The organism is Candidatus Aminicenantes bacterium, from assembly GCA_011049425.1.
Lineage (GTDB): Bacteria > Acidobacteriota > Aminicenantia > UBA2199 > UBA2199 > UBA876.
Window position 1 is genome coordinate 1 of sequence record DSBM01000069.1, and the last position, 23,518, is coordinate 23,518.

A 23,518-nucleotide genomic window follows, 5' to 3' on the forward strand; every position below is an offset into this window, starting at 1 on the left:
CTTCCAGGACTCCGATTTGGAAAAGCTGTACTCGTACGTCCGGTTTCTGCTTACCAAACTGCCGAGAGATAACCGGGGACCGATCTACAACTTTGATGATGACGTGGCGCTCAAGTTTTACCGATTACAGAAGATCGGTGAGGGCTCCATCGTCATGGAGCCGGGAGCGAGGTACGAGGTATCGGGGCCGACGTCTGTGGGCACCGGCGTCGCTCGAGGTGATGAGATCGAGCTGTCCAAGCTCATCGACCTTCTCAACGAGCGGTTCGGAACGGAGTTCAAGCCGGGCGACCAATTGTTTTTCGAATCGATACGCGAGGACGCCGTGGCCGACAGCAGCCTCCGTCAAGCCGCGCTCGCCAACACAATGGAGAACTTCGGCTACGTCTTCCGCAAGGCATTGGAGGGCCTCTTTATCGACCGCATGGAGCAGAACGAGGAAATCACGGCCAAGTTCATGAACGAGGATCAATTCCGGGAGGCAGTCAGCCAGCATCTCCTCAAGGAGGTCTACGAGAAGATCCGGGAGGAGGCCGAAGCCACAAATGACAAATGAAGAAATAGCACGGTTTTTCAACGATACCCGGCCCTTCATTCAGGGTAACCCCAATCTGCGTGATCCCCAGGTCGAGGGATGGTTCCGCACGCGGCAGCATTTTCGGAACAGCTCCGAGCACGCCATCCTCCAGATTCCTGTGGGATGCGGCAAGACGGGTCTGATGGCCTTACTGCCTTTTGAGACGGCCCAAGGTCGGGTACTGGTGATCGCGCCGAACCTTGAGATTCGGCGGGGCATCTTCACCGCCTTCGACGTCGCTGGGCGCGAGTGTTTCTGGACCTCCACGCGCGTGTTGACCGACGTGAGTCATGGTCCCTTCACAGCCGTCCTGGATGGCCAGGACGCGAACATCCACGACTGCGAGAACTCCCACATCGTGGTCACCAACATTCAGCAACTGGCCAGTCGGGCCGACAGATGGCTTCCCGCCTTCCCGGCTGATTTCTTTGATCTGATCCTGGTCGACGAGGGACATCACAACGTGGCCAGAAGCTGGGAGCGGGTCTTTGAACGGTTCCCCAACGCCAAGGTCGTCAGCCTGACCGCCACGCCGTTCAGAGGCGACGGACGCGAGATTGCCGGCGAGCGGGTCTATGCATATCCGTTCCGGACCGCCATGGTGCGAGGATACATCAAGCAGATCACCGCCGTGAATGTCGCACCCCAGGAGATCTCCTTCACCTATCACGGGGATGCCAGGCAGCACACCCTCGAGGAGGTCCTTCAACTCCGGGACGAGGAATGGTTCAGTCGGGGCGTGGCTCTCGCGCCCGAGTGCAACCGGTCAATCGTTGACGCCAGCATCCAGTGGCTTCAGCATCTCCGGGAAACCGGGACATTTCATCAAATGATCGCCGTTGCCTGTTCGGTGGACCACTCCCGCCAGGTGCGTTCCCTTTACGCGGAGCGTGGCCTGCAAGCGCGTGAAATCCACAGCAACATGCCGGCGGACGAAATTGAGGACGTGCTCCAGGACCTCCGGCGCGGCCGGATCGATTGCATCGTCCAGGTCCGGATGCTCGGCGAGGGATTTGACCACCCGAACCTGAGCGTGGCCGCCATCTTCCAGCCCTTCCGGTCGCTGTCCCCCTATGTCCAGTTCATCGGAAGGGTCATGAGGGTGGTCCACCAGAACAATCCCCAGCACCCGGACAACCGAGGCGTGGCAGTTTCTCACGTGGGGTTGAACATCGACCGCCATTGGGAGGACTTCAGGCGAATCGACCAAGAGGACCAGGAACTCATCCAAGGCTGGCTTGAAGCGGGCGACGAGCGTCCTCCGGCCGATGAACCCGGCCGACGGCGACGCCTGACGCCGGACATGGTGGTTCAAAACGAAATCATCAGCCACTTCATCGAGCAGGAATACCTCGATCCGATGGATGACGCCGTGGTCGACGATCTCGTCGCGGAGTTCCGGAGACGCGGTCTCGATCCCGAGGCCCTTGGATTATCCCGCGAAAACCTCCGCCAGCGCCTCATCCAGGCCCGGACCAGAGAGAACATGGAGCCCCGGGAAATACCGGTTACGCCCCAGCGACGCCGCCAGGAGGCCCGCCGAAGGCTCAATGAACGTTCCCGGGCCCTGGCCAGCAGGATTCTGAACGCTCTCGGCGCGTCCATCAACGGGCGCAACATCGTGATGGCCTATCCCGAACTGAGAAGCGCCAACAACTACGCGGCGGTCATCATGATCGTGAACGGAGCTGTCAACGAGCAGCTCGAAGCGGACGGTGGAACCCGCAGTGAAATCCCGCTGGAGCGGTTGGAGGAGGTTCTGGAACAGATCGACCAGATCGGGGACGGCGTCCAGGCCCAAATCCAGGAGCGCCTTTCAAGGAGATGACCTATGCCCAAGCTGAAACGCCTTCTCGTATCCGCCTGCTTTGAGACCGCCCAACGGCGGAGGCACTGCTCGCGGAACCAGGAGCACGTGATCTGCCAGGGCGACAAGTGTCTGGTCATCAAAGAGAACATGTCGAAGAACAACTATTGCATGGAGTGCGCGGCGTTGATTCTACAAAAGGCCAAAGATGAGCTTGATGGATTATCTCACGAATTGAGGGCGGCTGAAACATCCGCCCCTGAAGGGTCCTGAAACGGGAATGGCACATGGCAGACCAATTCAATGATCAGCATATCCAAGTCACCATCTCGAAGCTCTTAGGCGAGGTGGCCAAACAGCTTACCCTTTTTCTTGAAAAGGTGCTGCCAACTCTCTTTGAGGATTGGTGGAAGGAAGCCGTCCTCAATGGCCTGTCGTTTCAGCAACGTCGACGCACGGAACAACGCGGCTTAGGCTCCCTCGGCTCATTGGACCTTGCCGCGCTGCTTCGAGTGCTCGACCAGAACTGGTATCAGATCTCCAACAAACTAGGCCTTACATCGGAGGCGCGGCATTTCGTCAAGGAGATGCAGACGATCCGTAATCGGTGGGCGCATGCAACCACTGAAGGTTTTCCACTCGAGGACGTGTACCGAGACCTGGACACACTGCAGCGTTTTGCCTTAGTTATCAGTGCTGATAACTCCTTGGTTCAGGAAGTACGCTCCATCAAGACAGCCCTTCTTGCCAAAGAAGTGGCGTCCTCCGGCAAACGTGAACCAATCACTCCCGCAACGTCTCATGCTACCAAGAAGCATGATGCCGAGTTTGAATTGGGGCAGATCGTTTATGTTAAATCGAATCCAACCATCCGAGGCGCGGTGATTTCTGCCTTGCCTGGCAAGCCGGAGAACCGCTTCAAGGTCTTTGTTGCCGGCGAAACCCAGACATACTATGCTTCTCAGTTGCAGGCTGAAGATATTCAGGACGACGAGGCCGAGTCTTTGCCTTGTGAGCAGTTTCACGCCTATCTAACCGCACTGCAGATCAGATATCCCGGTCTCTCCACGCTCTATTCGCTCAATGCCGCCCGCGTTGATTTCATCCCATACCAATTCAGACCCGTGCTGAAATTCATCAGATCGGATCGCCCGCGACTATTAATCGCCGACGGTGTGGGCGTTGGCAAGACCATCGAAGCGGGGCTCATTCTTCGTGAGTTGCAAGCAAGACGTGATATCCGCTCCGTCCTTGTCGTGTGCCCGCGTCCACTGGTGACTGAGCGCAAATGGATGAATGAGATGAAGCGCTTCGAGGAGCGCTTTACGCATCTCGATGGTGGAACTTTGCGCTACTGCATAAACGAGATCGACCTGGAAGGCGTCTGGCCAGAACAGCATCAGAGGGTGATAGTCCCCTATTCCTTGTTCGACGAGGTCCTTCTTTATGGCTCAGGACCGGACGGCAAGCGAAAACGAAAGAAGGGGCTACTTGACCTCGACCCGCCCCCACGTTTCGATCTCGTCATCGTTGACGAGGCGCATCATATCCGCAATCAGGATACGTTCAGCCACAAGGCCGTGAGATTCTTCTGTGACCACGCCGAGGCCGTTGTCTTCTTGACTGCGACCCCGATCCAGCTTGGCAACAATGACCTTTTTGTTCTCCTCAATACTCTACGCCCCGATCTGATTATCGATCAAGAGAGTTTCGCGCATATGGCGGAGCCAAATCCGTTCATTAACCAGGCGATATCGTTGGTACGGGCACAAGAACCGGAATGGCCTGTTCGGACAAATGAGGCCCTCCAGCAGGCGGTGGGCACAGCCTGGGGCCAAGCTATTCTCCGCCACAATCCGAAACTCATTCGGATACTCTCCAGGCTGTCGGACTGCGAAGTCACAACTGAAGAGCGTGTCCAAATCATTACGGACTTGGAGACTATGCACACTTTCGCCGGGATTATCAATAGGACTCGCCGTAGGGATATCGGGGATTTTACGATACGAAAGCCGGAGACAGTGGTCGTCCCGTTCACGCCCGCCCAGCAGCATCTGCATGACGAGCTTCTCAGGGTCCAGGCCGACATATTCAGCCGGCTTCACGGGGATATCAACGTCAAGTTCATGATGACCACGATCAGACGCCAAGCCGCAAGTTGCCTTTACGGGCTTGTGCCCTTCCTCGATGATATACTGAACCGCCATCTCGATGAACTGTCCTGGGAGGAGGCGGATAACACCGCACCAGTCCCTCAAGGTGAGGCAGTCGGCACAATACAATCTCAAATCCAATCGATTCTTGAGAGTGCACGCTCTCTCGATCCCGATGATCCGAAACTTGAGGCGTTGCGCAATACCATACGGGACAAGCAAAGGCTGCCCAACAACAAAGTGATGCTGTTTAGCAGCTTCCGGCACACGCTAAACTACCTTTATAGGCATCTCAGCGCTGATGGCTTTCGCGTCGGGATGATTCACGGCGGAACGCCGGATGAAGAACGCGTCACTCTCCGGAGTCGTTTCGAGAGCCTGCGAGAAGACATGGACAGCCTGGATGTCCTGCTGTTCTCGGAAATCGGTTGCGAAGGTCTGGATTACCAATTCTGCGATTGCATCGTGAATTACGACCTGCCTTGGAATCCGATGCGTGTTGAGCAGCGGATCGGCCGCATTGATCGAAACGGGCAGAAGAGCGAGAGCGTCGCTATTATTAATTTGATTACGCCGGGCACCGTCGACGCGGACATATATGAACGCTGCCTCGTTCGTATAGGAGTGTTCAATAGCGCCTTGGGCGGCAGCGAGGAGATTCTCGGGGAGATCACCAGGGAGATTCGCGATATCGCGGAAAACTATTCCTTGAGTGAAGACGAGAGAAGGGCGAAGCTGCAGCAGTTATCGGATAACAAGATTAGACTCATACAGGAACAAGAAGAGCTCGAACAGCGGCAGATGGAGCTTTTCGGCATCCGGCTGCCTGAAGACCGGATGAGGAAGGAAATCGAGGATGCATCAAGCTTCTGGTTATCCTCAGCATCCATACGAAGGATCGCTACGCTCTATTTGCAAAGGGCCTGTGGAAAAGAGCAGGAATTCATCCTCGGTGAAAAGCCTCTCAAAACCCTCCGTCTATCGCAGGAAGCCCGGAGCATCCTGCTGCGGGATTTTCAGCAGCTTCCCAGACAAAACACGACGGCCTACCGGGAATGGGAGATCTGGCTAAAAGGGGGAAACCCTCACCTGCTCGTAACCTTCGAATCGGACTGCGCGACGCAGCATCCCGAGGCGGCATTCATCATGCCGCTTCATCCCTTGGTCCGACAAGCCGCGATATCGTTCGATGTTAAAAAACGAGTGGTTGCCACGCTCAGTGCTCAGTCAAGCGACGTTCCCGCGGGCAGATACGAGTTCGCCATTTACCAATGGCGGTTTCTTGGGATCAAAGAGGATTTGGTCCTGCGGCCAATCGCTTCCTCCGAAGCGGTCACATCACATCTTGGCCGCCTACTTGAAAATGCGGTCGACGCCGAGCCTAGTGATCGGGGAGACGGCGGCTCTCCCGTGTGGGAGGAACTGGACGCACAGCATTACAATCTCTGGTTCGAAGCGCGAGAGAAACATCGGCAACGGACTCAGGAATTGGCGGAGTACCGTAGAGAAAGCCTGTCAACGAGTCACCGTGCACGAATAGAGCTTCTTGAGGAACAGCTCAAACAGGCTATCAATGACAAAATACAGAAAATGCGCCATTCTCAAATCGCTGCTGCCGAGACAGACTATGCTCGGCACATCCAGGACTTAGACATCGCCATGGAAAGGGCGGAACTGACCGCCGAGCCGGTGGCGTACGGAGTGATCCACATCGTGGGGGATGCGTCTCATGACGAGTAACTACGATAACATACGTAATGATGAAAAGCGGAAGGAGGCTATTCTTGATAAGGCGCTCAAGCTCTTGGGCAAAATGTATTCTGACAGGACACATTTTGTCTTTGAGCTTCTGCAAAACGCTGAGGACGCCGGCGCTTCAAGAGTCCTGTTCCAACTTTTCGAAGACAAGCTCGAGGTCTGTCACGACGGTCGCCTTTTTGATGAGAAAGACGTGCGTGGCATCTGTGGGGTTGGTGAAGGAACGAAGGCTGAAGATCTTACACAGATCGGCAAATTCGGTATCGGCTTCAAATCTGTCTATGCATATACGACCACGCCTGAAATTCACTCAGGAAATGAAAGTTTCAGAATCGAGAACTATGTTCGCCCCTATGCCGTGCAGCAGCGGGAGATAGGGGACTCAGGGACCACCCTCTTCGTTTTTCCTTTAAACAAGGAGGATGTCGAGCCAGCAATCGCCCGTAGGGAAATCAGCGTAAGGCTTCGTAAGCTGAGCGCCAGGACACTTCTTTTTCTTCGAAAAATTAAGGAAATCGAATACAGACTGCCGGATGGGATGGATGGCGTTTATCTGCGGGACGTGGCTACTCGAGGTGGCGCAAGGGAAGTAACGGTTATCGGGCAGAACAACGGCAAGGATGAAAGCGAGAGCTGGTTGATATTTGAACGTCCGGTGGAGGTGCCTGACCCTGCCGAGGATTGCCCACGTCACGTCCCGGTCGAGATAGGTTTTCGCCTCGAGAATAACGAAAAAGAACACCGAGACGAGGTAGCAAGAGTCACGGATTCGAAGCTTGTGGTCTACTTTCCAACTGAAAAGGAGACTCGATTCGGGTTCTTGATCCAGGGACCATATAAAACCACACCGGCACGGGACAATATTCCGAAAGAGGACGATTGGAACGCAACACTGGTAGGTGAGACCGCTTGCCTTATCTCTGAAGTATTGCCTCAGCTCAAGGACCTTGGTCTCCTGAGTATCTCGCTGCTCGAAGCGTTACCAATAAGGATGGATGATTTCCCTCCAGGCAGTATGTTTTATCCGATTGTCGTCTCGGTTCGTGAGGCTCTCGCGGCCAAAGAACTGCTCCCCACAGATGATGGAAGTTTCGTTTCCGCGAGAAATGCAAAGATGGCAAGTGCTGAATGGTTAAGGAGACAATTACGTGAAGAGCAGCTTTCACTCTTATATAAAACAGAGTCTAAATGGATTAGTGGGGAGGTAACCGAAAGAGGGCGACATGACCTTTGGAAATATATCAGAGAAGAATTAGAGGTTGAAGAGATAACTCCTGATAGCTTTTCGCGTAAGACCGATTCTACGTTTTTCAAAAGTCAAACTGACCAATGGATGGTCGACCTCTACAGGCAGCTCTTGAACCAAAAGGCACTGTGGAAGAAAGGGGCAGGCTCCTATTGGGATAGCGACGGCCCGCTAAGGAAAAAGCCCTTTATACGTCTGGAAGATGGCTCCCATGTGAGACCGTTCGACGATGATGACAGGCCAAACGCATATGTTTCCACTGTAAGAGCACCTGACTCGGTATTGCCAATTGTAAAAGCCGAGATAGCAAAGGATGATGAAGCCCGGCGATTTTTATCTGATTTGAAAGTCCCAGAATTCGATATTGTGGCAGAAGTCATTGAGCATGTGATGCCAAAATACACATTGACGACGCTTCCCACACTTGATGAGCATCAGCGTGACATTGAAAAAATAACTGAAGCTTTCAAGACAGACTCTCAAGAGAAACGAGCAAGGTTAAAGAGAACCCTCCAAGAGTCGCCCTTTGTTCTGGTAGGATCGCATACTTCCGGTGATGTCATCTACCGAAAACCCAATGACCTTTATTTTCAGGACGACACATTGGAAATGTATTTTTCAGGGAATACTGAGGTTGGTTTTGTCAGCTCCGTCTATCAAGGTACAGTCTTGGAAATTTTAAAGGACATCGGTGTCAGCGAAGACGTTCGGATTCATAGGAAATCACCAGATTATCGAGGGGTTGTAAAGATAAGGGATTGGCATGGTTCTCATGAACGAGGATTATGTGGCTTTGACCCCGATATTCAAGTCGAAGGGTTAGCCTACGCCCTTAAATCGGCGACCATTGAGAAGAGCGTTTTTATTTGGAACTGCATTGCGATCCCGAACGCCGAGTGCATACGAGGGACGGTTGAACGATCATCCAGGCAAACATATGAGAATAGCAGCAAAGAAGAGCGCGTATCAGAATCATTCGGCTGTCTTCTAAGGCAAAGCCAGTGGTTACCCGGAACCGATGGACAATTACATTATCCCAGCGAACTTTGTCTCAATGACCTTCCTGATCAACTTGAGCGCAATGAAAAACTGGCCGAAATGCTCGGGATGAAAAAGGACGTTGTCGCTAAACTGGCCGAAGAAGCAGGTATCCCAACTGAGGATATTGATCTTTTAAGGAGGTACCCCGAGGAATTTAGCCAATGGAAGGCACAGATGGTTGCACGGGAAGAGAAGCCGGTATTTCCGACAAGGACGGTAACGAATCCGGAACGCCGGCAAGAACGGATTACAGAACAGCTCGCCGATGGCCCTAAAAAGGAATACGAAGATCGCGAAAGAAGCGTTCGGACGACCAGGCGCATTATCGACCCCGCACTATGGCTGAAGGAACAGTACACCAACGACGACGGCCAAATGGTGTGTCAGATCTGTAAAGAGGAAATGCCTTTCAGAAAGCGTGATGGTCAATACTATTTTGAAGCTGTTGAAGCGTTCTCCCATGATTATATGCCCATGGAGCACGAGGCGCAGTTTCTGGCCCTATGCCCACTTTGCGCGGCAATGTACAAATAGCTTGTCAAGAAGGATGAAGCGGCCATGGCCGACCTGAGAAAGGCTTTGCTGGAAATGGACTCATTGGAGGCCCCATTGCGACTCGGTGATTTGGAAACCACCATTCAGTTTGTCGAGACCCATCGCTACGATGTAAAAACGATTCTCGAGGAAATTGGAATAGCCTCAAAAGACAATATTGGTGAGAAAGCATGACCACGCATCTCTCAGTACGGTTGGCATGGCATGACCGGGCTTGGGATGGTCACGTATGTGACCTGCCACACCTCAACGCTCACTGCATTGTCCACCAACACATACGTGACTCGCGGAATGATGAAAAGGAGCGCGGAGCTGCCGGCAAACCTCTCGTCGAGTTGGACGGATGGTTGCCTCCATGCTCCCGTGATCCAGCCGCTTACGCCGAAAAAGGGTTTTCCATAACACATCAGGACCCGCTTGAGTTTCGCAGGCTACCAGCGGTCTCAGAAGACATCCCTCCCTATTCATCGTGTCCAGCTCCATACCGCTGGATGCGCGAGGAATTTTTCCAGGAGGTCTGCGAAGCGGAAAACATATCCCTTCGGGGGCCGGATAATCCGCGAAGTAACGGTTGGGTATTTGAGCCGGACCGTCAGCGGGAGCTTCTGAAACGATTCTGGGGAAAGTTGGAGCCAAAGAAATCCTTAGTCTTCTACTACTGCAATCATGGGAATCCACTCGACGAGAACTCGCCGCGCATTGTTGTGGGTGTCGGAAGAATCGCTAAAGTTGGGCCTCAGCTCTATTTTGGCACAACCCCTAAGTACCAGGATCAATATCCGGTTTGGTCCCGCCGTATAACCCAGTCATACCCTGACCAGGGAGTGCGCATCCCTTATCAAGAATACCTACGGGATGGCCATTGCACGGACGATATCATCTGCCGGGTCCCACGGAGTGCTCTTCTTCCATTCTCCTACGGAGCGGAGCATGTTTCCGACGATGTTGCGGTCGCCATCATTGAGCGAGTTATCCAGTGCGTGGAGCGCGTCAAGGCTGAGGGACACATCGCTGGGGATTGGGAACGACACCTCGACTGGCTCAACGATGTACTCGCAGAGGCCTGGACCGGACGGGGTCCATTTCCCGGTGCCGGCAGCGTGCTCCAGTATCTCGGCTTCTCAAAGGGAACTTCGTTTCAGCGTACCGTCCTTGCACCTATGGCGGGTCAGGGCAAGAATCCCTGGGAATTTGTCCTCGCAATTCTTGACGGGAAAATCGAACCGGACAAGGGTCCTTACAAAGCCGGGCTGCTCAAGGCAAGAGATCGTTGGGGGCTCCTCAAATCCCGCCATGCACTCTTGACCAAACTTGCACGCTTTGAGTTTTTACCAGACCAGGTCCAACGGATTGCAAATCCAGACCAGCGGGCTGCGAGTGGCATCGACGCTACCGAGGACGATCTGGTTGCCAACCCGTACATACTTGCGGAGAGCGACCTTGGGACAGTGGATTCAGACCCCGTGGCTTTGGAAACGGTCGATCACGGCCTGAGACCCGAGGGGAACGCCGCATTATTCGCCGACGATGACGAAGTTGCCCACGACGATAGACGCCGGGTTAGGGCTGTGGGAGTAGCGGTCCTTCAAGATGCTGCGAACAGTGGGGACACGGTCCTGACCTTCGGAGACCTACTGAACCGAATTATCAACCGTTTTCCAGAACGCCGAGCGTGCCGACCAGACCGGGAGATCGTGCTGGCCGAGATGGATTTTTATCATAGACTCCTCTGGACGTCTATCGACTCCGATCCTGAGCTGGTTGCGCTCAAGCACCTCCAGTCGCTGGAACAGGTCATCGCCTCCATGATCAGGAGGCGGGCTAAAAAGGTGAATCCTGCAGCAGATCCCCCGATTGACTGGCTTGGCGCGCTGAAGAGGCTCTTTGGTGAACCGAACACCGAGCGTGAGAGAGTGGCTCTGGACGAGAAACAGACTTCACTCGGCACGTTGTTCTCTCGAAGACTGAGTGTTCTGACGGGAGGAGCCGGCACCGGCAAGACATCGGTCCTCAAGGTATTTCTCCAGGAATTGGTCCGTGCCGAGGGGCGGCATCCGATACTCTTGCTGGCCCCTACCGGGAAGGCGCGTGTTCGCCTCTCAACGAAGACCGAGCGCAACGCAATGACCATCCACCAGTTCCTACTGAAGCAGGGCTGGTTCGTGCCGGATATATTCGTATTAAAGCAACAGAACAATCAAAACCTCTACCAGGCGACCACGGTTATCATTGACGAGTGTTCGATGATCCCAACGGACCTCTTTGGGACGTTGCTGCGCGCTCTTGACTCCGGCCCGTTGAGTCGTCTGATTCTTGTGGGTGATCCTAACCAGCTACCACCAATTGGCCCGGGGAGGCCCTTTGCTGACATAATCGAGTGGCTGTATAGAGAACGCCCCGAGTGCATCGCTCCTCTCAGTGTTTGTATGCGGACTGACGAGGACCAGGACTCGCCCGCCGAAGAGAGCGTCGCGCTGGCTTTGGCCGACGGTTACCGAGCTGCTGTCGTCAGTCCCGGAGACGATGAAATCCTGGCCGCGGTCTCACGGGGCCAGTCGATGGGCGACCTTGATGTCGTGTTCTGGGACGACCACGATGATCTGCTTGCCAAGCTCAAAGGGCGGATGGCGGATATCCTCGGCATCCGAGACGGCGACTACGAGAGCTTTAACCGGTCGCTTGGGATCGATAATAAGGACTGGATTCGCAGCGAGGCGTGGCAAATCCTCTCACCTACGCGTGCGCAGCACTTCGGCACTGACGATCTAAACCGCCTGATCCAGCGAGAATATAAGGCAGGACTCCTCCGGAAGTCGCAAAGCCAGTGGAGTAAGATGCCGCGTCCTTTCGGTGAGTATGAGATCGTGTGGACCGACAAGGTTATGCAGGTTCGCAACCGAAGTAAGGATGGATGGGCCTACCCCAAGGGAAGTGGGCTGGACTACGTCGCCAACGGCGAGATCGGAATTGTTTCTGAGGCTTTCAAGAGGAAGGAAGGCAGCGATGTCCTTGCCGCCGTTTTTTCTACGCAAGCAGGTGCCTCCTATCGGTACTACCGCGGCCAGGTCGACGAATACCTCGAACTTGCCTATGCGTTGACGGTCCATAAGGCGCAGGGGAGCGACTTCGAGGTGGTTTTCCTAATCATCCCGCAGAAAGCTTCGACCTTGTCGCGAGAACTGATCTATACGGGCCTCACGCGGTTCCGCCGCAAGCTGGTCCTCCTGATCGAGAAGGACATTGAGCCTCTCCGCCGTCTACGCAGCCCGGACTGCTCGGACACCCGGTTGCGAAACACTCACATGTTCACGCTGGCCCTTCGACCGGATGATGTGAAGCGGCCGCACCTGGAGGCGCTCATCCACCGCACGCGGAAGGGGATTGCTGTCCGCTCGAAGAGCGAGGTCGTTGTGGCAGACGTGCTGGATGCGCTTGGGATCAGCTACGACTACGAACAGCCGCTTTTCTCAAGGACGGACCCGAAGGATTTCCGGCTTCCAGACTTCACGGTCAGCTTCGAGGGCGACGTTTTCTATTGGGAGCATCTTGGAATGCACAGCGTGCCCAGCTATCGCGAGGCGTGGGGACGGAAACAGAAGTGGTATGAGGAAAACGGCTTTGCGGATCGATTGATCACATCCCAGGATGGTCCTGATGGGAGCATCGATGCGGCCGCGATTGAGAAGGCCGCGCGACAGCGCATCCTTGAAGAATAGCCTTTGGGGAAATTGGTCTTAACCCCGCTTCCGGTTCGCCGGGAACGGCCTGCTCTTTGATAACTCGTTTAATATTGAAGGCTTACGACTCAAGGGTCTGATGGAGAATGGTTATGAAGAGGGTTGCACACGGGGAGCCAATTTTTCTTGTAATCACTGGAACAAATCTGGCCTCACCAAGTCTTTTCAAACTCTTTTCATTTTCAGTTGTCAATTCCCCCGGGTGCCATTAACCTTTTGGTATGCGTAGAGCAAGGTTGACATGGCCGGGGGCCTGCCACCACGTAATGGCCCGGGGAATCAATGGCATGAAAATTTTTGGAACGATTCGTTTCAAGCGGCGTTTATTGGAATTGCTGCACCGGCAACGGGAAGTCATGCGAATTCCGGTTTACGCCTGGTGCGTTATGGAAAATCATTACCATTTGATATTACAGAACCAAAGCGGCCGCATGTCTGAATTCATGAAGCGGGTGAATGGCCCTTTCGGCCAGTATTTCAGGTACAAAACAAAAAGCGGCGGTGTGGTTTTCCAGGGTCGGTTCAAGTCGTTGCTGATTCAAGATAATCATTATCTTGCTCAAGTGATCCGCTATGTTCTGCAAAACCCGGTAAGAGCGGGAATTGTAAGTAAAGTGGAATCCTACCGCTGGTCAAGTGCCAGCTGCTACTTCTCGCATTCAAAAGAAAAATCGTTGGATACAGAGTTCGTCGAGCAGCTGTTTTCCAGTCGTGAGCAACTCTTTGCCGATTGCGCGAAAAAGATCGATGAGCCGGCAGTTTTCTCGACCCTGATGGGGCCTTATATAGGCGATGAGTCATTCGCCAAAGAGGCTGAAGAACAGGCGAATAGGAGAAAAGAAGCCTGGAGCGATGAGTATCGCCGAAGTAGTGACGGCTTTTTCCAGCCCGTATATGCGGCGGAACATGAATTCAAGCTCTGTTTTGGAGTACATCCCAAAGATATCGATTGGCGGCGGGTTAGTGGAAAGCGGTTGCGTGGAGAATGGCTTGTCTGGTTGCGGGAACGGTGTGGATTGACCTACCGTGAGATCTCGCAAATGGGCCTGTTTGCGGATCTGCAATTCTCATCTCTGGGCGCTGTTTACCGCGACACCCTGAAACGTCGAGAGCAGGAATGATCCAAAAACCCGTATTTACATGTTTACAAGCACCGTCCCCAATGGGATACTGAATAGGAATGGGAATTGCAACCGATATTATTCTGCTGATCGTGGCCGCTTTCTTTTTCGGTCTGTTGTTGCAGCGACTCAATCAGCCCATCATTCTGGGTTACATCGCCGCCGGAATTTTATTGGGGCCCCATACCGGAGGCTTAACGGTCTCAAATATCCACGAGATCGAGCTGCTGGCCGAAATCGGTATCGCCCTGCTGTTGTTCGCCTTGGGGCTCGAGTTTTCTCTTAAAGATCTGAAGCCCGTCAAGTGGGTATCCATCGTGGGCGCGCCGCTTCAAATGGTACTGACCGCATTGTTGGGTTACGGCATTGCCCGCTTCCTGGGACTGGACTGGAAAGCTTCGCTATGGCTTGGCGCCCTGGTTTCCCTCTCAAGTACCATGGTGCTGCTGAAGACGCTGATGAACCAGGGCTGGATGGGTACGCTCTCGAGCAAAGTCATGATCGGGATGTTGATTGTCCAGGACCTGGCCGTGGTTCCCATGATCATCATCCTGCCCAAGTTGGACAACCCCTCCGGGGGCTTGTCGGCCATCGCCTTCGCCGCGGTCAAGGCATTTCTCTTTATCGGCGGAATGATTGTATTGGGAACTCGATTGCTGCCGCGCCTGCTGGCCCATATCGCCAGGCTCAATTCACGGGAGTTGTTTCTCTTGGCCATAACCGCCATCGGACTGGGCGTGGGTTACGTCACCCACCTGGTGGGATTGTCATTCGCCTTCGGTGCCTTCGTGGCCGGCATGGTGTTGAGCGAATCAGATTACGGTTACCAGGCTTTCAGCGAAATCATCCCCCTGCGCGACCTTTTCGGACTGTTGTTTTTTACCTCCGTGGGCATGCTGTTCAACCCGGCGTTCTTTGCTAGTCACATCGAGCAGATCCTGCTGCTGGTCCTGATCATAAGTGTCGGCAAAGGCTTGATTTTTGCCGGCGTATCCAGGTTGTTCAACTACCGCAACGTGATCCCGCTAGCCGTGGGGCTGGGTCTCTTCCAGGTAGGTGAGTTTTCCTTTATCCTGGCAAGGGTTGGAATCGCAAACGGATCGATCAGCCATGAACTCTATAACCTGGTCTTAACCGTAGCCATCCTGACCATGATATTGACCCCCCTGGTTTCCGGCCGCACCGCAAAGTTATATTCACTGAAAAAACGCTGGTTCCGCCACGAGAAGCTTGAGTGCTTTAATGTGCGCGAAAGCGGTCTGAAAGGTCACGTAGTGATCGTGGGAGCCGGCAGAGTGGGTTTTCAGATTGCCCGAATCCTGGAGCGGATGCACATCCCGTTCGTGGCGGTTGAATTGGATCACAATCGCTTTGAAAAGGCCAAGAACACTGGGATGGCGGTTATTTTCGGTGATGCCGGCCAGGAAACCGTCCTTGAAGCCGCCTGCATCCACAATGCGGCTTTGCTGGTTTTAACCATTCCCGGTCAGGTTACGGCCGGAGCGGCCGTGGTTCAGGCGCGGCGCATGAACAAGGATATTGAAATCGTGGCCCGCGTTTCCGCCATTGAATATTTCAAAGAATTAAAAGAGCTGGGTGTATCCGAAGCCGTGTTGCCGGAGTTCGAGGCCGGTCTGGAGATGACCCGTCAGTCACTGCTGCGCCTTGGCGTCCCGGCAACTGAAATTCAGCGTCATACCAATGCGGTTCGTGAAGAGCTCTACGCGGAATTGCACGAGAACAACCCCAACTACCGCACGTTGTCTCAATTCAGAAACGCTGAACAGCAATTTGACCTGGAGTGGATCCGCCTGGATATGGATGCGAAAATCGCTCACCAGGCGATCGGCGAAAGCGGTATTCGGGCTTCAAGCGGTGCTTCCGTGGTCGGCGTGGTACGCGACGGACAACTCTTTATCAATCCCGACTCCGATTTTGTCTTGTTGCCGGATGACTTGGTTGCCGTAATCGGTGACGCGCAATCCCGTGAGGCCTTCAGCAACATGGCTGCTGATCCATCGGAGAGAGAATGCCGCGCGGAAAATGAAGTGCCGCGTGATTCTGAACCTCACCTTTGAGATGGCCGCGCAAAGAGAAATGAACAGGGGGAACCCCGGCGCTGAGCTCAATCTTTCTGGAATGGTGTGCGAGAAAAAGAGAGAAAGTTCTTTGCCTTTATTCAGTCGTTTCGCCGTATTGGCCGGCCTAACCTGTTTTTCGCTTGTGGTGCTGTTGGCGGTTTCGGGCCACACCCGCTCCGTCCCCGCGCGGATTGTTTCGCTGTCTCCCAACGTTACGGAAATCCTTTTCGCACTGGGTGTCGGAGACCGGGTGACAGGCATATCCCGCTACTGTGACTATCCTCCCGGGGCGGTTGGCCTGCCCCGCGTGGGCGGGTTGGTTGATCCCGATTACGAAGCCATCATTTCATTGCAACCGGACCTGGTCATCCTGCTCACTTCGCACGACAGCGCCGCGCGTGCACTGAGAAAACTGGGGATTTCCACGCTCAAGGTTCCCCATCGAACCATTGATGATGTACACCAATCGATTCTGCGAATCGGGCGAGTGTGCGGGGTTTCCGAGCGGGCCGGATCGTTGGTGAGCGCATTGAAACGCAGGACAAGGGCCGTCAGCTTTGCCGTTGCCGGGCGCCCGCGGCCGCGCGTGTTGCTTTGCATCGGCCGCAGCACCTCTTCATCCCACTTGGGAGCCATCTACGTGGCGGGGCGGGATGGGTTTTTCAGCCGGATTATCGACCTGGCCGGAGGAGGAAACGCATGCGTCGAAGGGCGCGCGGCCTTTCCCCGCATCTCAGCCGAGGGTGTCATCCGCTTGAACCCCGAGGTGATCGTTGACCTGGTCAACATGCGCGGAGATGCCGCGCTGCCGGAAGCGGAACTGGAAAAGCAATGGCAGTCACTGGCGGGGGTCTCGGCCGTACTCAACAAACGGGTTCATGTGTGGACCGATACCCAGGGTTTGCGGCCGGGGCCCCGTTACGCGGAATTCCTTTATCGCCTGGCATCCTTGCTGCACCCGGAGGCGGATATCCCGAAACCCATGCCATGATGCCACCGGCATTAGAGATCGAGTCCCTTTCCTTTTCCATCAACGGCGCGTCCATACTGAAGGATATCCGCGTCACCATCGGCTCCGGCGAGAAATGGTCCATTATCGGCGCCAATGGCGCGGGCAAATCCACCCTGCTCAAGTGCCTGCTGCGCATCCACCCGGATTGGACGGGAAGCGTTCACCTGTTTGGGCGTTGCCTGGACGATTATTCCCAGCGCAACCTGGCCCGAAAGGTGGCTTACGTGCCCCAGCCCGGTGACGACCAGCGTTTCCCCTTTACCGTCCGTCAGTTCGTGGCCATGGGGCGCTATGCTTATTCCGGCATGTTCGCCACGGCGCATAAAGACGATGATGCCGTGGTCACCCGGGCCATGCAACAGGCACGGATTCTGGAATTCGGCGACCGGACCCTTGACACACTCAGCGGCGGCGAGCGGCAGAAAGTGTTTATCGCGGCCGCCCTGGCCCAACAGGCGGATCTGTTGCTTCTGGATGAGCCCACGGCTTTCCTGGATTACCGCCACCAGGCAGAGGTTTCGCGCATTTTGGGAGAGATCAACCAGCATAACGGAGCCACCATCGTAGCCGTAACCCATGATGTGAATGCAGCGATTCTGACAGACGGCCTCGTGCTGGCGTTAAAGCAGGGCAACATGGCCTGGATCGGACCGGCGGCGGATCTGACGCAGCCGGGAAGGCTGGAAGATATTTTTAACACCTCTTTCCGGCTTATCGAGGATCCGGTCACCGGGCGCAGACTGGTGGTGCCGCAGGAGGCGGGGCAATGAAACGCTTCGGCGCATTGCCGGTCTTTGCCTTGGTATCCCTTGCCGTGCTTGCGGCGGCGCCCCTGGTAGGAGGCGGAGTTAGCCTGGATGTCGTGTTTCATCCGCTTCCGCGCGACCCGGCCTCCATGATCTTCTGGCAGATCCGCTTGCCGCGGGTGTTGCTGGGTTGGGTCGCAGGGGCCGGCCTGGCCGCTGCCGGCATGGTGTTTCAGGCTATTTTCCGCAATTCTCTCGCCACTCCCTATACCCTCGGGGTTTCCGCCGGTGCCTCCCTGGGAGCGGCTCTGGGCATGCGCCTGGGACTGGGAGGGTTGTTACTGGGGTTTTCCGTCATGAACCTGAGCGCCATGGCCGGCGCCCTGATCGCCATCGGCCTGGTTTACGGACTGACCCGGTTGCGGCGCGAGTGTTCAACCGCCACCATGCTGCTGGCCGGGGTGGCGGTAAACTTCCTGTTTGCCAGCCTGATACTGTTGATCCAGTACAGCGCGGATTTTTACGATACATTCCGCATCCTGCGCTGGCTGATGGGGGGGTTGGAAATGGTGGGTTTTTCCGCCCCCCTGCGTGCGCTGATTGTGGTGGCCCCGGTTGCCCTGGTATTGGCATTGATGTCTTTCGAGCTCAATCTGTTGACCATCGGCGAAGAGCTGGCGATCAGTCGCGGCATGGCCGTGGCCCGGGTACGCTCCGTGCTGTTTTTCCTGGTATCTTTAATGGTTGGCGTTGTGGTTTCCATCTGCGGACCGATCGGCTTTGTGGGCCTGATGTGTCCCCACATTTGCCGCCTGATCGTGGGCGCGGACCACCGGCGCTTGCTTCCGGCGACCCTCCTCTTCGGGGGAGCGTTCCTGGTGGTCTGCGATACGGCGGCACGTACGCTGTTTGCCCCCACGGAACTTCCGGTTGGCATTTTTACAAGTCTTTTGGGAGGGCCGTTCTTTCTCTGGCTGTTGTTAAAACCTTCCCGCGCAGGCACTGCGGCGGTCTAGCCGGATAAAGGGGGCGGATAACAAGGAGATTCTTTCATGAATATTGAAGATACGGAAGTAATTGAAACCGGGTGCCCGTCCGTGGGCAAAGGATACGTGCATGTCTATACCGGCGATGGGAAAGGCAAGACCACGGCTGCGATGGGATTGGCGCTGAGGGCGGCCGGGGCCGGGCTGCGTGTGTTTATCGCCCAGTTCATTAAATCGGGACGCTACAGTGAGATAAACTACTTAAAAAAGTGCGCGGGGGATATTGTTGCGCGCCAGTATGGCAGCGGCTGCTGGTTGCGTGGGAAGCCATCGCCTGAGGATGTACGCCTGGCTGGGAACGGCCTGGAGGAAGTGCGCCGGATTATCCGGGAAGGAGAGTACCAGGTCGTCATCCTGGACGAGGCTTGCGTGGCTGCCTGGTTCGGCGTGTTACAAGTGGATGATCTGCTGGATTTGATCGACAATAAGCCCCCGGGAGTGGAGTTGATCTTTACCGGGCGCAAGGCGGACCCTCGCCTGATTGAGAAAGCCGACCTGGTGACGGAAATGCGCGAAATCAAGCACTATTACCGGCAGGGAGTGGAAGCCCGCAAAGGTATCGAAAGCTGAAAAAAACACTTTTTCAACTTCTTCCCTCTCCAACTCTCCAACTTTCCCCAAATTTGCCTTGTCGCGTCAACCGTGATACACTGAGCAAACCGGTTCCCGTGGAAAAATTCGCCCACGGAGCGACGGCAGGGGAGTCGGGGGGATTACCTTTATGCAATTGCGCCAGCGTTTTTCTTTGCCGAAAATAGACATCCCGGCCTGGAAATGGCCGGCACGTTCTTCTGAAACTCATTCTTTTCCACCGTTCCGGATCGGTGACCTGGAAGTTCCGGTCCCGATTGTTCAGGGTGGAATGGCAGTGGGGATCTCACTTTCCGGCCTGGCTTCCGCCGTGGCGCGCGAAGGTGGAGTGGGCGTGATCGCCGCCACCGCCATCGGCATGACTGAAAATGATTACTTTCAAAACGGCCGCGAGGCCAACGCCCGCGCGTTGACCCGTGAAATCCGCCGCTTCCGTGAAGCGGTAACGGGCGTATTGGGGATCAACATCATGATGGCGGCCGACGATTTCGACAACCTATTGGATGTATGCGTGCGCGAAAAGGTGGATATCGTTTTCCTGGGAGCCGGCCTGCCGATCCGCGGCATTCCCGTGGCCCGGTTGCGCCAGGCCGGTGTCAAAATAGTCCCCATTGTCAGCTCAGCCCGTGCCGCGCGCCTGATCTTTTCCTATTGGCAAAAAACGTATTCCGATCTTCCCGACGCCGTGGTGGTGGAAGGCCCGTTGGCCGGCGGTCACCTGGGCTTTACCGCCGATGATCTGGGAAAGAAAGAAAACCGCTTGGAAAACCTGGTGCCGACCGTGATCCGTGAACTGGAGGCTTATCGCGAAAACGATGGTCTCCCCATCCCGGTGATCGCCGCGGGTGGTATTTACACCGGCCGCGACATTCACCGCTTCCTGCGCATGGGCGCAGCCGGCGTGCAGATGGGAACCCGCTTCGTGGCCACAGATGAATGCGATGCGGCCGACGGATTCAAGCAGGCATTTGTGTCCGCTTCAGAGAAAACCATTCGCATCATAGAAAGCCCGGTGGGCTTGCCGGGCCGGGCGCTGGACGGTGAGTTCTTTGAACGCCTCAAAAACAATGCCGCGGGCTCGACCCGCTGCGTGTGGAAATGTTTGAAAAGCTGCGGAGCGGAAAAAGCGCATTACTGCATTTCTCTGGCCCTGAACGCCGCCCGCAAGGGCGATTTGCGCCGGGGTTTCGCTTTTGCCGGCGCCAATGCCTGGCGCGTGAACCATATCGTACCCGTGCACAACCTGGTGCGGTCCCTGGCGGCTGAATACAGCGTGGCCCTGGGCGACCTGGCCGCTCGTTTGCGCAAAGAGTATGAAAAGGCCCATGACCGCATCACTGAGCTGCACCACGATTACATCCGGGCGCGGGACACGGCCCTGGCCGACCTGAAACGCAAATACGGCCCCATGGTAACGCGAAAGAGTGAATGTTTGCGCAAAGAGTTGGCTGCGGTCCAGGAACGCCTGGCTGAAATCAAGGCGGAATACCTGGCCCACGTTCGCAAGCTCCAGGCCACGGTCGCCCAACTATCCCCGCAGCGCTTCAACTGAACTGGGGACGGTGCTTGTAAGTATGTAAATACGGATTTTTGGATAACCAGAGTTGAAAAGTTGCAGATTTGGAAAGTTGGAGAGTTGGAACACTGCCTCTTTGCTTGCCAAATACTTTATCACAGAGCTGCCGGTTTCATTATCACCGTTCGGCTGGAATCGGAAAATGTTGACGGGTACCGTGGAAGCATGATGCGGGAACGAATAACGAACCAGCGCCGGAAAAACGAGCGGGCGGCGGTTTCCGAACAGAAAACCCTTCTCTGGCGAACCTCGTTTCTATCTTTTGGAGGCACCGATCATGACACGAACCACACGCATTTTTGTTTTCCTGCTGATTGTTTTCCTGCCGCTTTGCGCGCAGGAAAGTGACAGCCTGTGCGGCCATTGGCAAGGCGAGATCCAGCTGCCTGGAATCGCACTGGAAATCCAGGTCAGCCTGGAGAAAAACCCCCAGGGTGAATGGAAAGGAAGCATTACCATTCCCCTGCAGCAAGCCAAAGATATTCCCCTGGAGAAATTCGCCATAGATGGTGATTCCGTCCGTTTTGCCATCAGCGGTGTTCCCGGCGAACCGGTTTTTTTCGGCACGCTTGAAAACGAAGGCTCCCGGATTGAAGGCACCTTCACCCAGGGCGGCCAGGAATTTTCTTTTCAGATGCACCGCGCGGATGACCCCCTGGTCATGGCCAGAAAGGCACTGAAAGGCTTTGACGAGGTCATTAATCAGGGATTGGAGAGCCTTAGTGTTCCCGGCGTGGCCATGGCGGTTGTGCGCGACGATGCCCTGGTCTTTGCCGGCGGTTACGGCCTGCGTGACCTGGAAAACAAGCTGCCCATGACCGCAGATACACTGCTGGCAATCGGCTCATCTTCCAAGGCGTTTACCACCTTTGCCCTGGGTGTATTGACGGACCGGGGCCGGATGGAATGGGACCAACCGGTACGCGAATATATCCCCTGGTTCCAGTTGATCGACCCAGTGGTAACGGAGCGCTTGACTCCCCGTGACCTGGTGACCCATCGTTCCGGCATGCCCCGCCACGACCTGGTATGGTACAACAACAAGACTGCCACCCGCGAAGAACTGGTGCGCAAAATGGCTCACCTGGAACTGTCCCGGGATTTGCGCCAGGAATTCCAGTACAACAACCTCATGTTCCTGACCGCCGGTTATTTGCTGGAGACCCTGACTGGAAGCTCCTGGGAGTCTTCCATCCGCGATTTGGTGTTTTCGCCCCTGGATATGAAACGCAGCAATTTTTCCGTGCTGGAATCCCAGAAAGATAATGATTTCGCCTGGCCTTACCGGGAACGGGACGGCAAATTGGAAAAGATCCCCTTCCGCGACATCACCACCGTGGGGCCGGCCGGCTCTATCAACTCATCGGTCAACGAAATGAGCCGCTGGCTGATGGTGCATTTATCCAACGGCAAGTACGACGGCAAAGCCATTGTCAATCCCGCGACCCTGGCGGACACGCACCGCTCGCACATGCCCACGGGAAATGACTCTTCAGATCCGCGCATCTCAGCCACCGATTACGGCATGGGCTGGTTTGTGGATCACTACCGCGGCCACCGGCGCGTGCATCACGGCGGCAACATCGATGGTTTTTCCTGCATGGTGGTGCTGCTGCCCGATGACGGCCTGGGTTTCGTGGCCATCGCCAACAAGAACGCGGCGTCGCTGCCGGAGTTGTTGATCCGCACTGCAGCCGACCGCCTGCTGGACCTGGAGCCCGTGGATTGGATCGCTGACGCGGCCAAGCGCAAAAAGGAACAGGCCGGCGAGGTCAAAAATGCGCAAGAAAAGAAAGCGAAGCGGCGGATTGCCGACACCCGGCTTTCCCATAAGCTTAAAGGCTACCTCGGAACCTATCACCACCCGGGATACGGCGACCTTGTGGTCAGCCGCCGTGGCAAAAAGTTGCAGTTTACATACAACGGCATAGAGACGGCCCTGGATCACTGGCATTACGACACTTTCAACGGCAGGGAAATCGATGATCCCACTTTCGCGGACATGAAATTGACCTTCCAGACCGATGCCAACGGCTTTATCTATCGTGTCAGCGCCCTCTTTGAGCCAATGACCGGACCCATCCTGTTTGACAAGCAGCCGCATGCGCGTTACCACGACCCTGAGTTTTTAAAGACCCTCACCGGTGATTACACGCTGATGGGTCAGAAGGTGACAATCGATTTGAAAGGTGAAGTGTTGACCATCCGCGCAGCCAACCAGCCCGCTTCAGAACTGGTTCCCGCCCTTGGCGATGAGTTTTTTCTCAAGGACGTAAAAATGATCCGCCTCAAGTTCATCCTGGACGAAACCGGAAACCCCACGGCCATCGAAATCTACCAGCCCCAGGGCACCTTCACCGCCGAAAAACTGGGGACGGTGCTTGTAAACATGTAAATACGGATTTTTGGATAAACAGAGTTGAAAAGTTGCAGAGTTGAAAAGGGAAGAAGTTGAAAAAGGTTGGCAGAGG

The 23,518-nt window shown here is 55.4% G+C and carries 14 protein-coding genes; all 14 read left to right on the forward strand.

Going from position 1 to position 23,518, the window contains the following annotated elements; translation table 11 throughout:
• Nucleotides 1-16 precede the first annotated feature (16 nt).
• The 14 genes from ENN40_04885 (at nucleotide 17) to ENN40_04950 (ending at nucleotide 23,442) form a co-directional block, all read left to right on the forward strand.
• Nucleotides 17-556, forward strand: a complete 540-nt coding sequence (locus ENN40_04885; GenBank protein HDP94680.1) for a hypothetical protein — start codon at nucleotides 17-19, stop codon at nucleotides 554-556.
• Entirely contained in the window at nucleotides 546-2,405 is a 1,860-nt protein-coding gene (locus tag ENN40_04890; GenBank protein HDP94681.1) for a helicase, read from the forward strand. The genes ENN40_04885 and ENN40_04890 overlap by 11 nt, the downstream gene beginning before the upstream one ends.
• A 3-nt stretch (nucleotides 2,406-2,408) precedes the next feature.
• A complete protein-coding gene (locus ENN40_04895; GenBank protein HDP94682.1) occupies nucleotides 2,409-2,657 on the forward strand; it encodes a hypothetical protein in 249 nt (82 codons plus the stop codon).
• Nucleotides 2,658-2,671: 14 nt separating this feature from the next.
• Nucleotides 2,672-6,277, forward strand: coding sequence for a helicase (locus tag ENN40_04900; GenBank protein ID HDP94683.1), 3,606 nt, complete (start codon nucleotides 2,672-2,674; stop codon nucleotides 6,275-6,277).
• Nucleotides 6,267-9,116 (forward strand): hypothetical protein, encoded by a 2,850-nt coding sequence (locus ENN40_04905; protein ID HDP94684.1) that lies wholly within the window; start codon nucleotides 6,267-6,269, stop codon nucleotides 9,114-9,116. Before ENN40_04900 ends, ENN40_04905 begins: the two co-directional genes overlap by 11 nt.
• Nucleotides 9,117-9,307: 191 nt before the next feature.
• The gene (locus tag ENN40_04910; protein ID HDP94685.1) at nucleotides 9,308-12,853 is read left to right on the forward strand and encodes a hypothetical protein; all 3,546 of its coding nucleotides are present in this window, start codon (nucleotides 9,308-9,310) and stop codon (nucleotides 12,851-12,853) included.
• A 242-nt stretch (nucleotides 12,854-13,095) separates the two neighbouring features.
• Entirely contained in the window at nucleotides 13,096-13,995 is a 900-nt protein-coding gene (locus ENN40_04915; protein ID HDP94686.1) for a hypothetical protein, read from the forward strand.
• A gap of 59 nt (nucleotides 13,996-14,054) precedes the next feature.
• Complete coding sequence (locus ENN40_04920; GenBank protein ID HDP94687.1) at nucleotides 14,055-16,073, forward strand: portal protein; 2,019 nt, start codon at nucleotides 14,055-14,057, stop codon at nucleotides 16,071-16,073.
• Nucleotides 16,039-17,067 (forward strand): ABC transporter substrate-binding protein, encoded by a 1,029-nt coding sequence (locus ENN40_04925; GenBank protein HDP94688.1) that lies wholly within the window; start codon nucleotides 16,039-16,041, stop codon nucleotides 17,065-17,067. Before ENN40_04920 ends, ENN40_04925 begins: the two co-directional genes overlap by 35 nt.
• Complete coding sequence (locus tag ENN40_04930; GenBank protein ID HDP94689.1) at nucleotides 16,908-17,858, forward strand: ABC transporter ATP-binding protein; 951 nt, start codon at nucleotides 16,908-16,910, stop codon at nucleotides 17,856-17,858. The genes ENN40_04925 and ENN40_04930 overlap by 160 nt, the downstream gene beginning before the upstream one ends.
• Nucleotides 17,855-18,850: an iron ABC transporter permease gene (locus ENN40_04935; protein ID HDP94690.1), complete on the forward strand. Its 996-nt coding sequence runs from the start codon at nucleotides 17,855-17,857 to the stop codon at nucleotides 18,848-18,850. Before ENN40_04930 ends, ENN40_04935 begins: the two co-directional genes overlap by 4 nt.
• Before the next feature lie 36 nt (nucleotides 18,851-18,886).
• The gene (gene cobO / locus ENN40_04940) at nucleotides 18,887-19,450 is read left to right on the forward strand and encodes a cob(I)yrinic acid a,c-diamide adenosyltransferase (GenBank protein ID HDP94691.1); all 564 of its coding nucleotides are present in this window, start codon (nucleotides 18,887-18,889) and stop codon (nucleotides 19,448-19,450) included.
• A 151-nt stretch (nucleotides 19,451-19,601) separates the two neighbouring features.
• A complete protein-coding gene (locus tag ENN40_04945) occupies nucleotides 19,602-21,023 on the forward strand; it encodes a nitronate monooxygenase (protein ID HDP94692.1) in 1,422 nt (473 codons plus the stop codon).
• Nucleotides 21,024-21,324: 301 nt separating this feature from the next.
• Nucleotides 21,325-23,442, forward strand: a complete 2,118-nt coding sequence (locus tag ENN40_04950) for a serine hydrolase (GenBank protein ID HDP94693.1) — start codon at nucleotides 21,325-21,327, stop codon at nucleotides 23,440-23,442.
• Nucleotides 23,443-23,518 lie beyond the last annotated feature (76 nt).

Excerpts from the sequence above, each read along its gene's own strand:
- cobO (HDP94691.1), top strand. The coding sequence starts at position 18,887 with ATGAATATTGAAGATACGGAAGTAATTGAAACCGGGTGCCCGTCCGTG.
- ENN40_04950 (HDP94693.1), top strand. The coding sequence starts at position 21,325 with ATGACACGAACCACACGCATTTTTGTTTTCCTGCTGATTGTTTTCCTG.
- ENN40_04895 (HDP94682.1), top strand. The coding sequence starts at position 2,409 with ATGCCCAAGCTGAAACGCCTTCTCGTATCCGCCTGCTTTGAGACCGCC.
- ENN40_04920 (HDP94687.1), top strand. The coding sequence starts at position 14,055 with ATGGGAATTGCAACCGATATTATTCTGCTGATCGTGGCCGCTTTCTTT.
- ENN40_04915 (HDP94686.1), top strand. The coding sequence starts at position 13,096 with ATGCGTAGAGCAAGGTTGACATGGCCGGGGGCCTGCCACCACGTAATG.
- ENN40_04945 (HDP94692.1), top strand. The coding sequence starts at position 19,602 with ATGCAATTGCGCCAGCGTTTTTCTTTGCCGAAAATAGACATCCCGGCC.
- ENN40_04910 (HDP94685.1), top strand. The coding sequence starts at position 9,308 with ATGACCACGCATCTCTCAGTACGGTTGGCATGGCATGACCGGGCTTGG.
- ENN40_04925 (HDP94688.1), top strand. The coding sequence starts at position 16,039 with ATGAAGTGCCGCGTGATTCTGAACCTCACCTTTGAGATGGCCGCGCAA.
- ENN40_04905 (HDP94684.1), top strand. The coding sequence starts at position 6,267 with ATGACGAGTAACTACGATAACATACGTAATGATGAAAAGCGGAAGGAG.
- ENN40_04900 (HDP94683.1), top strand. The coding sequence starts at position 2,672 with ATGGCAGACCAATTCAATGATCAGCATATCCAAGTCACCATCTCGAAG.
- ENN40_04890 (HDP94681.1), top strand. The coding sequence starts at position 546 with ATGACAAATGAAGAAATAGCACGGTTTTTCAACGATACCCGGCCCTTC.
- ENN40_04935 (HDP94690.1), top strand. The coding sequence starts at position 17,855 with ATGAAACGCTTCGGCGCATTGCCGGTCTTTGCCTTGGTATCCCTTGCC.
- ENN40_04930 (HDP94689.1), top strand. The coding sequence starts at position 16,908 with ATGGCAGTCACTGGCGGGGGTCTCGGCCGTACTCAACAAACGGGTTCA.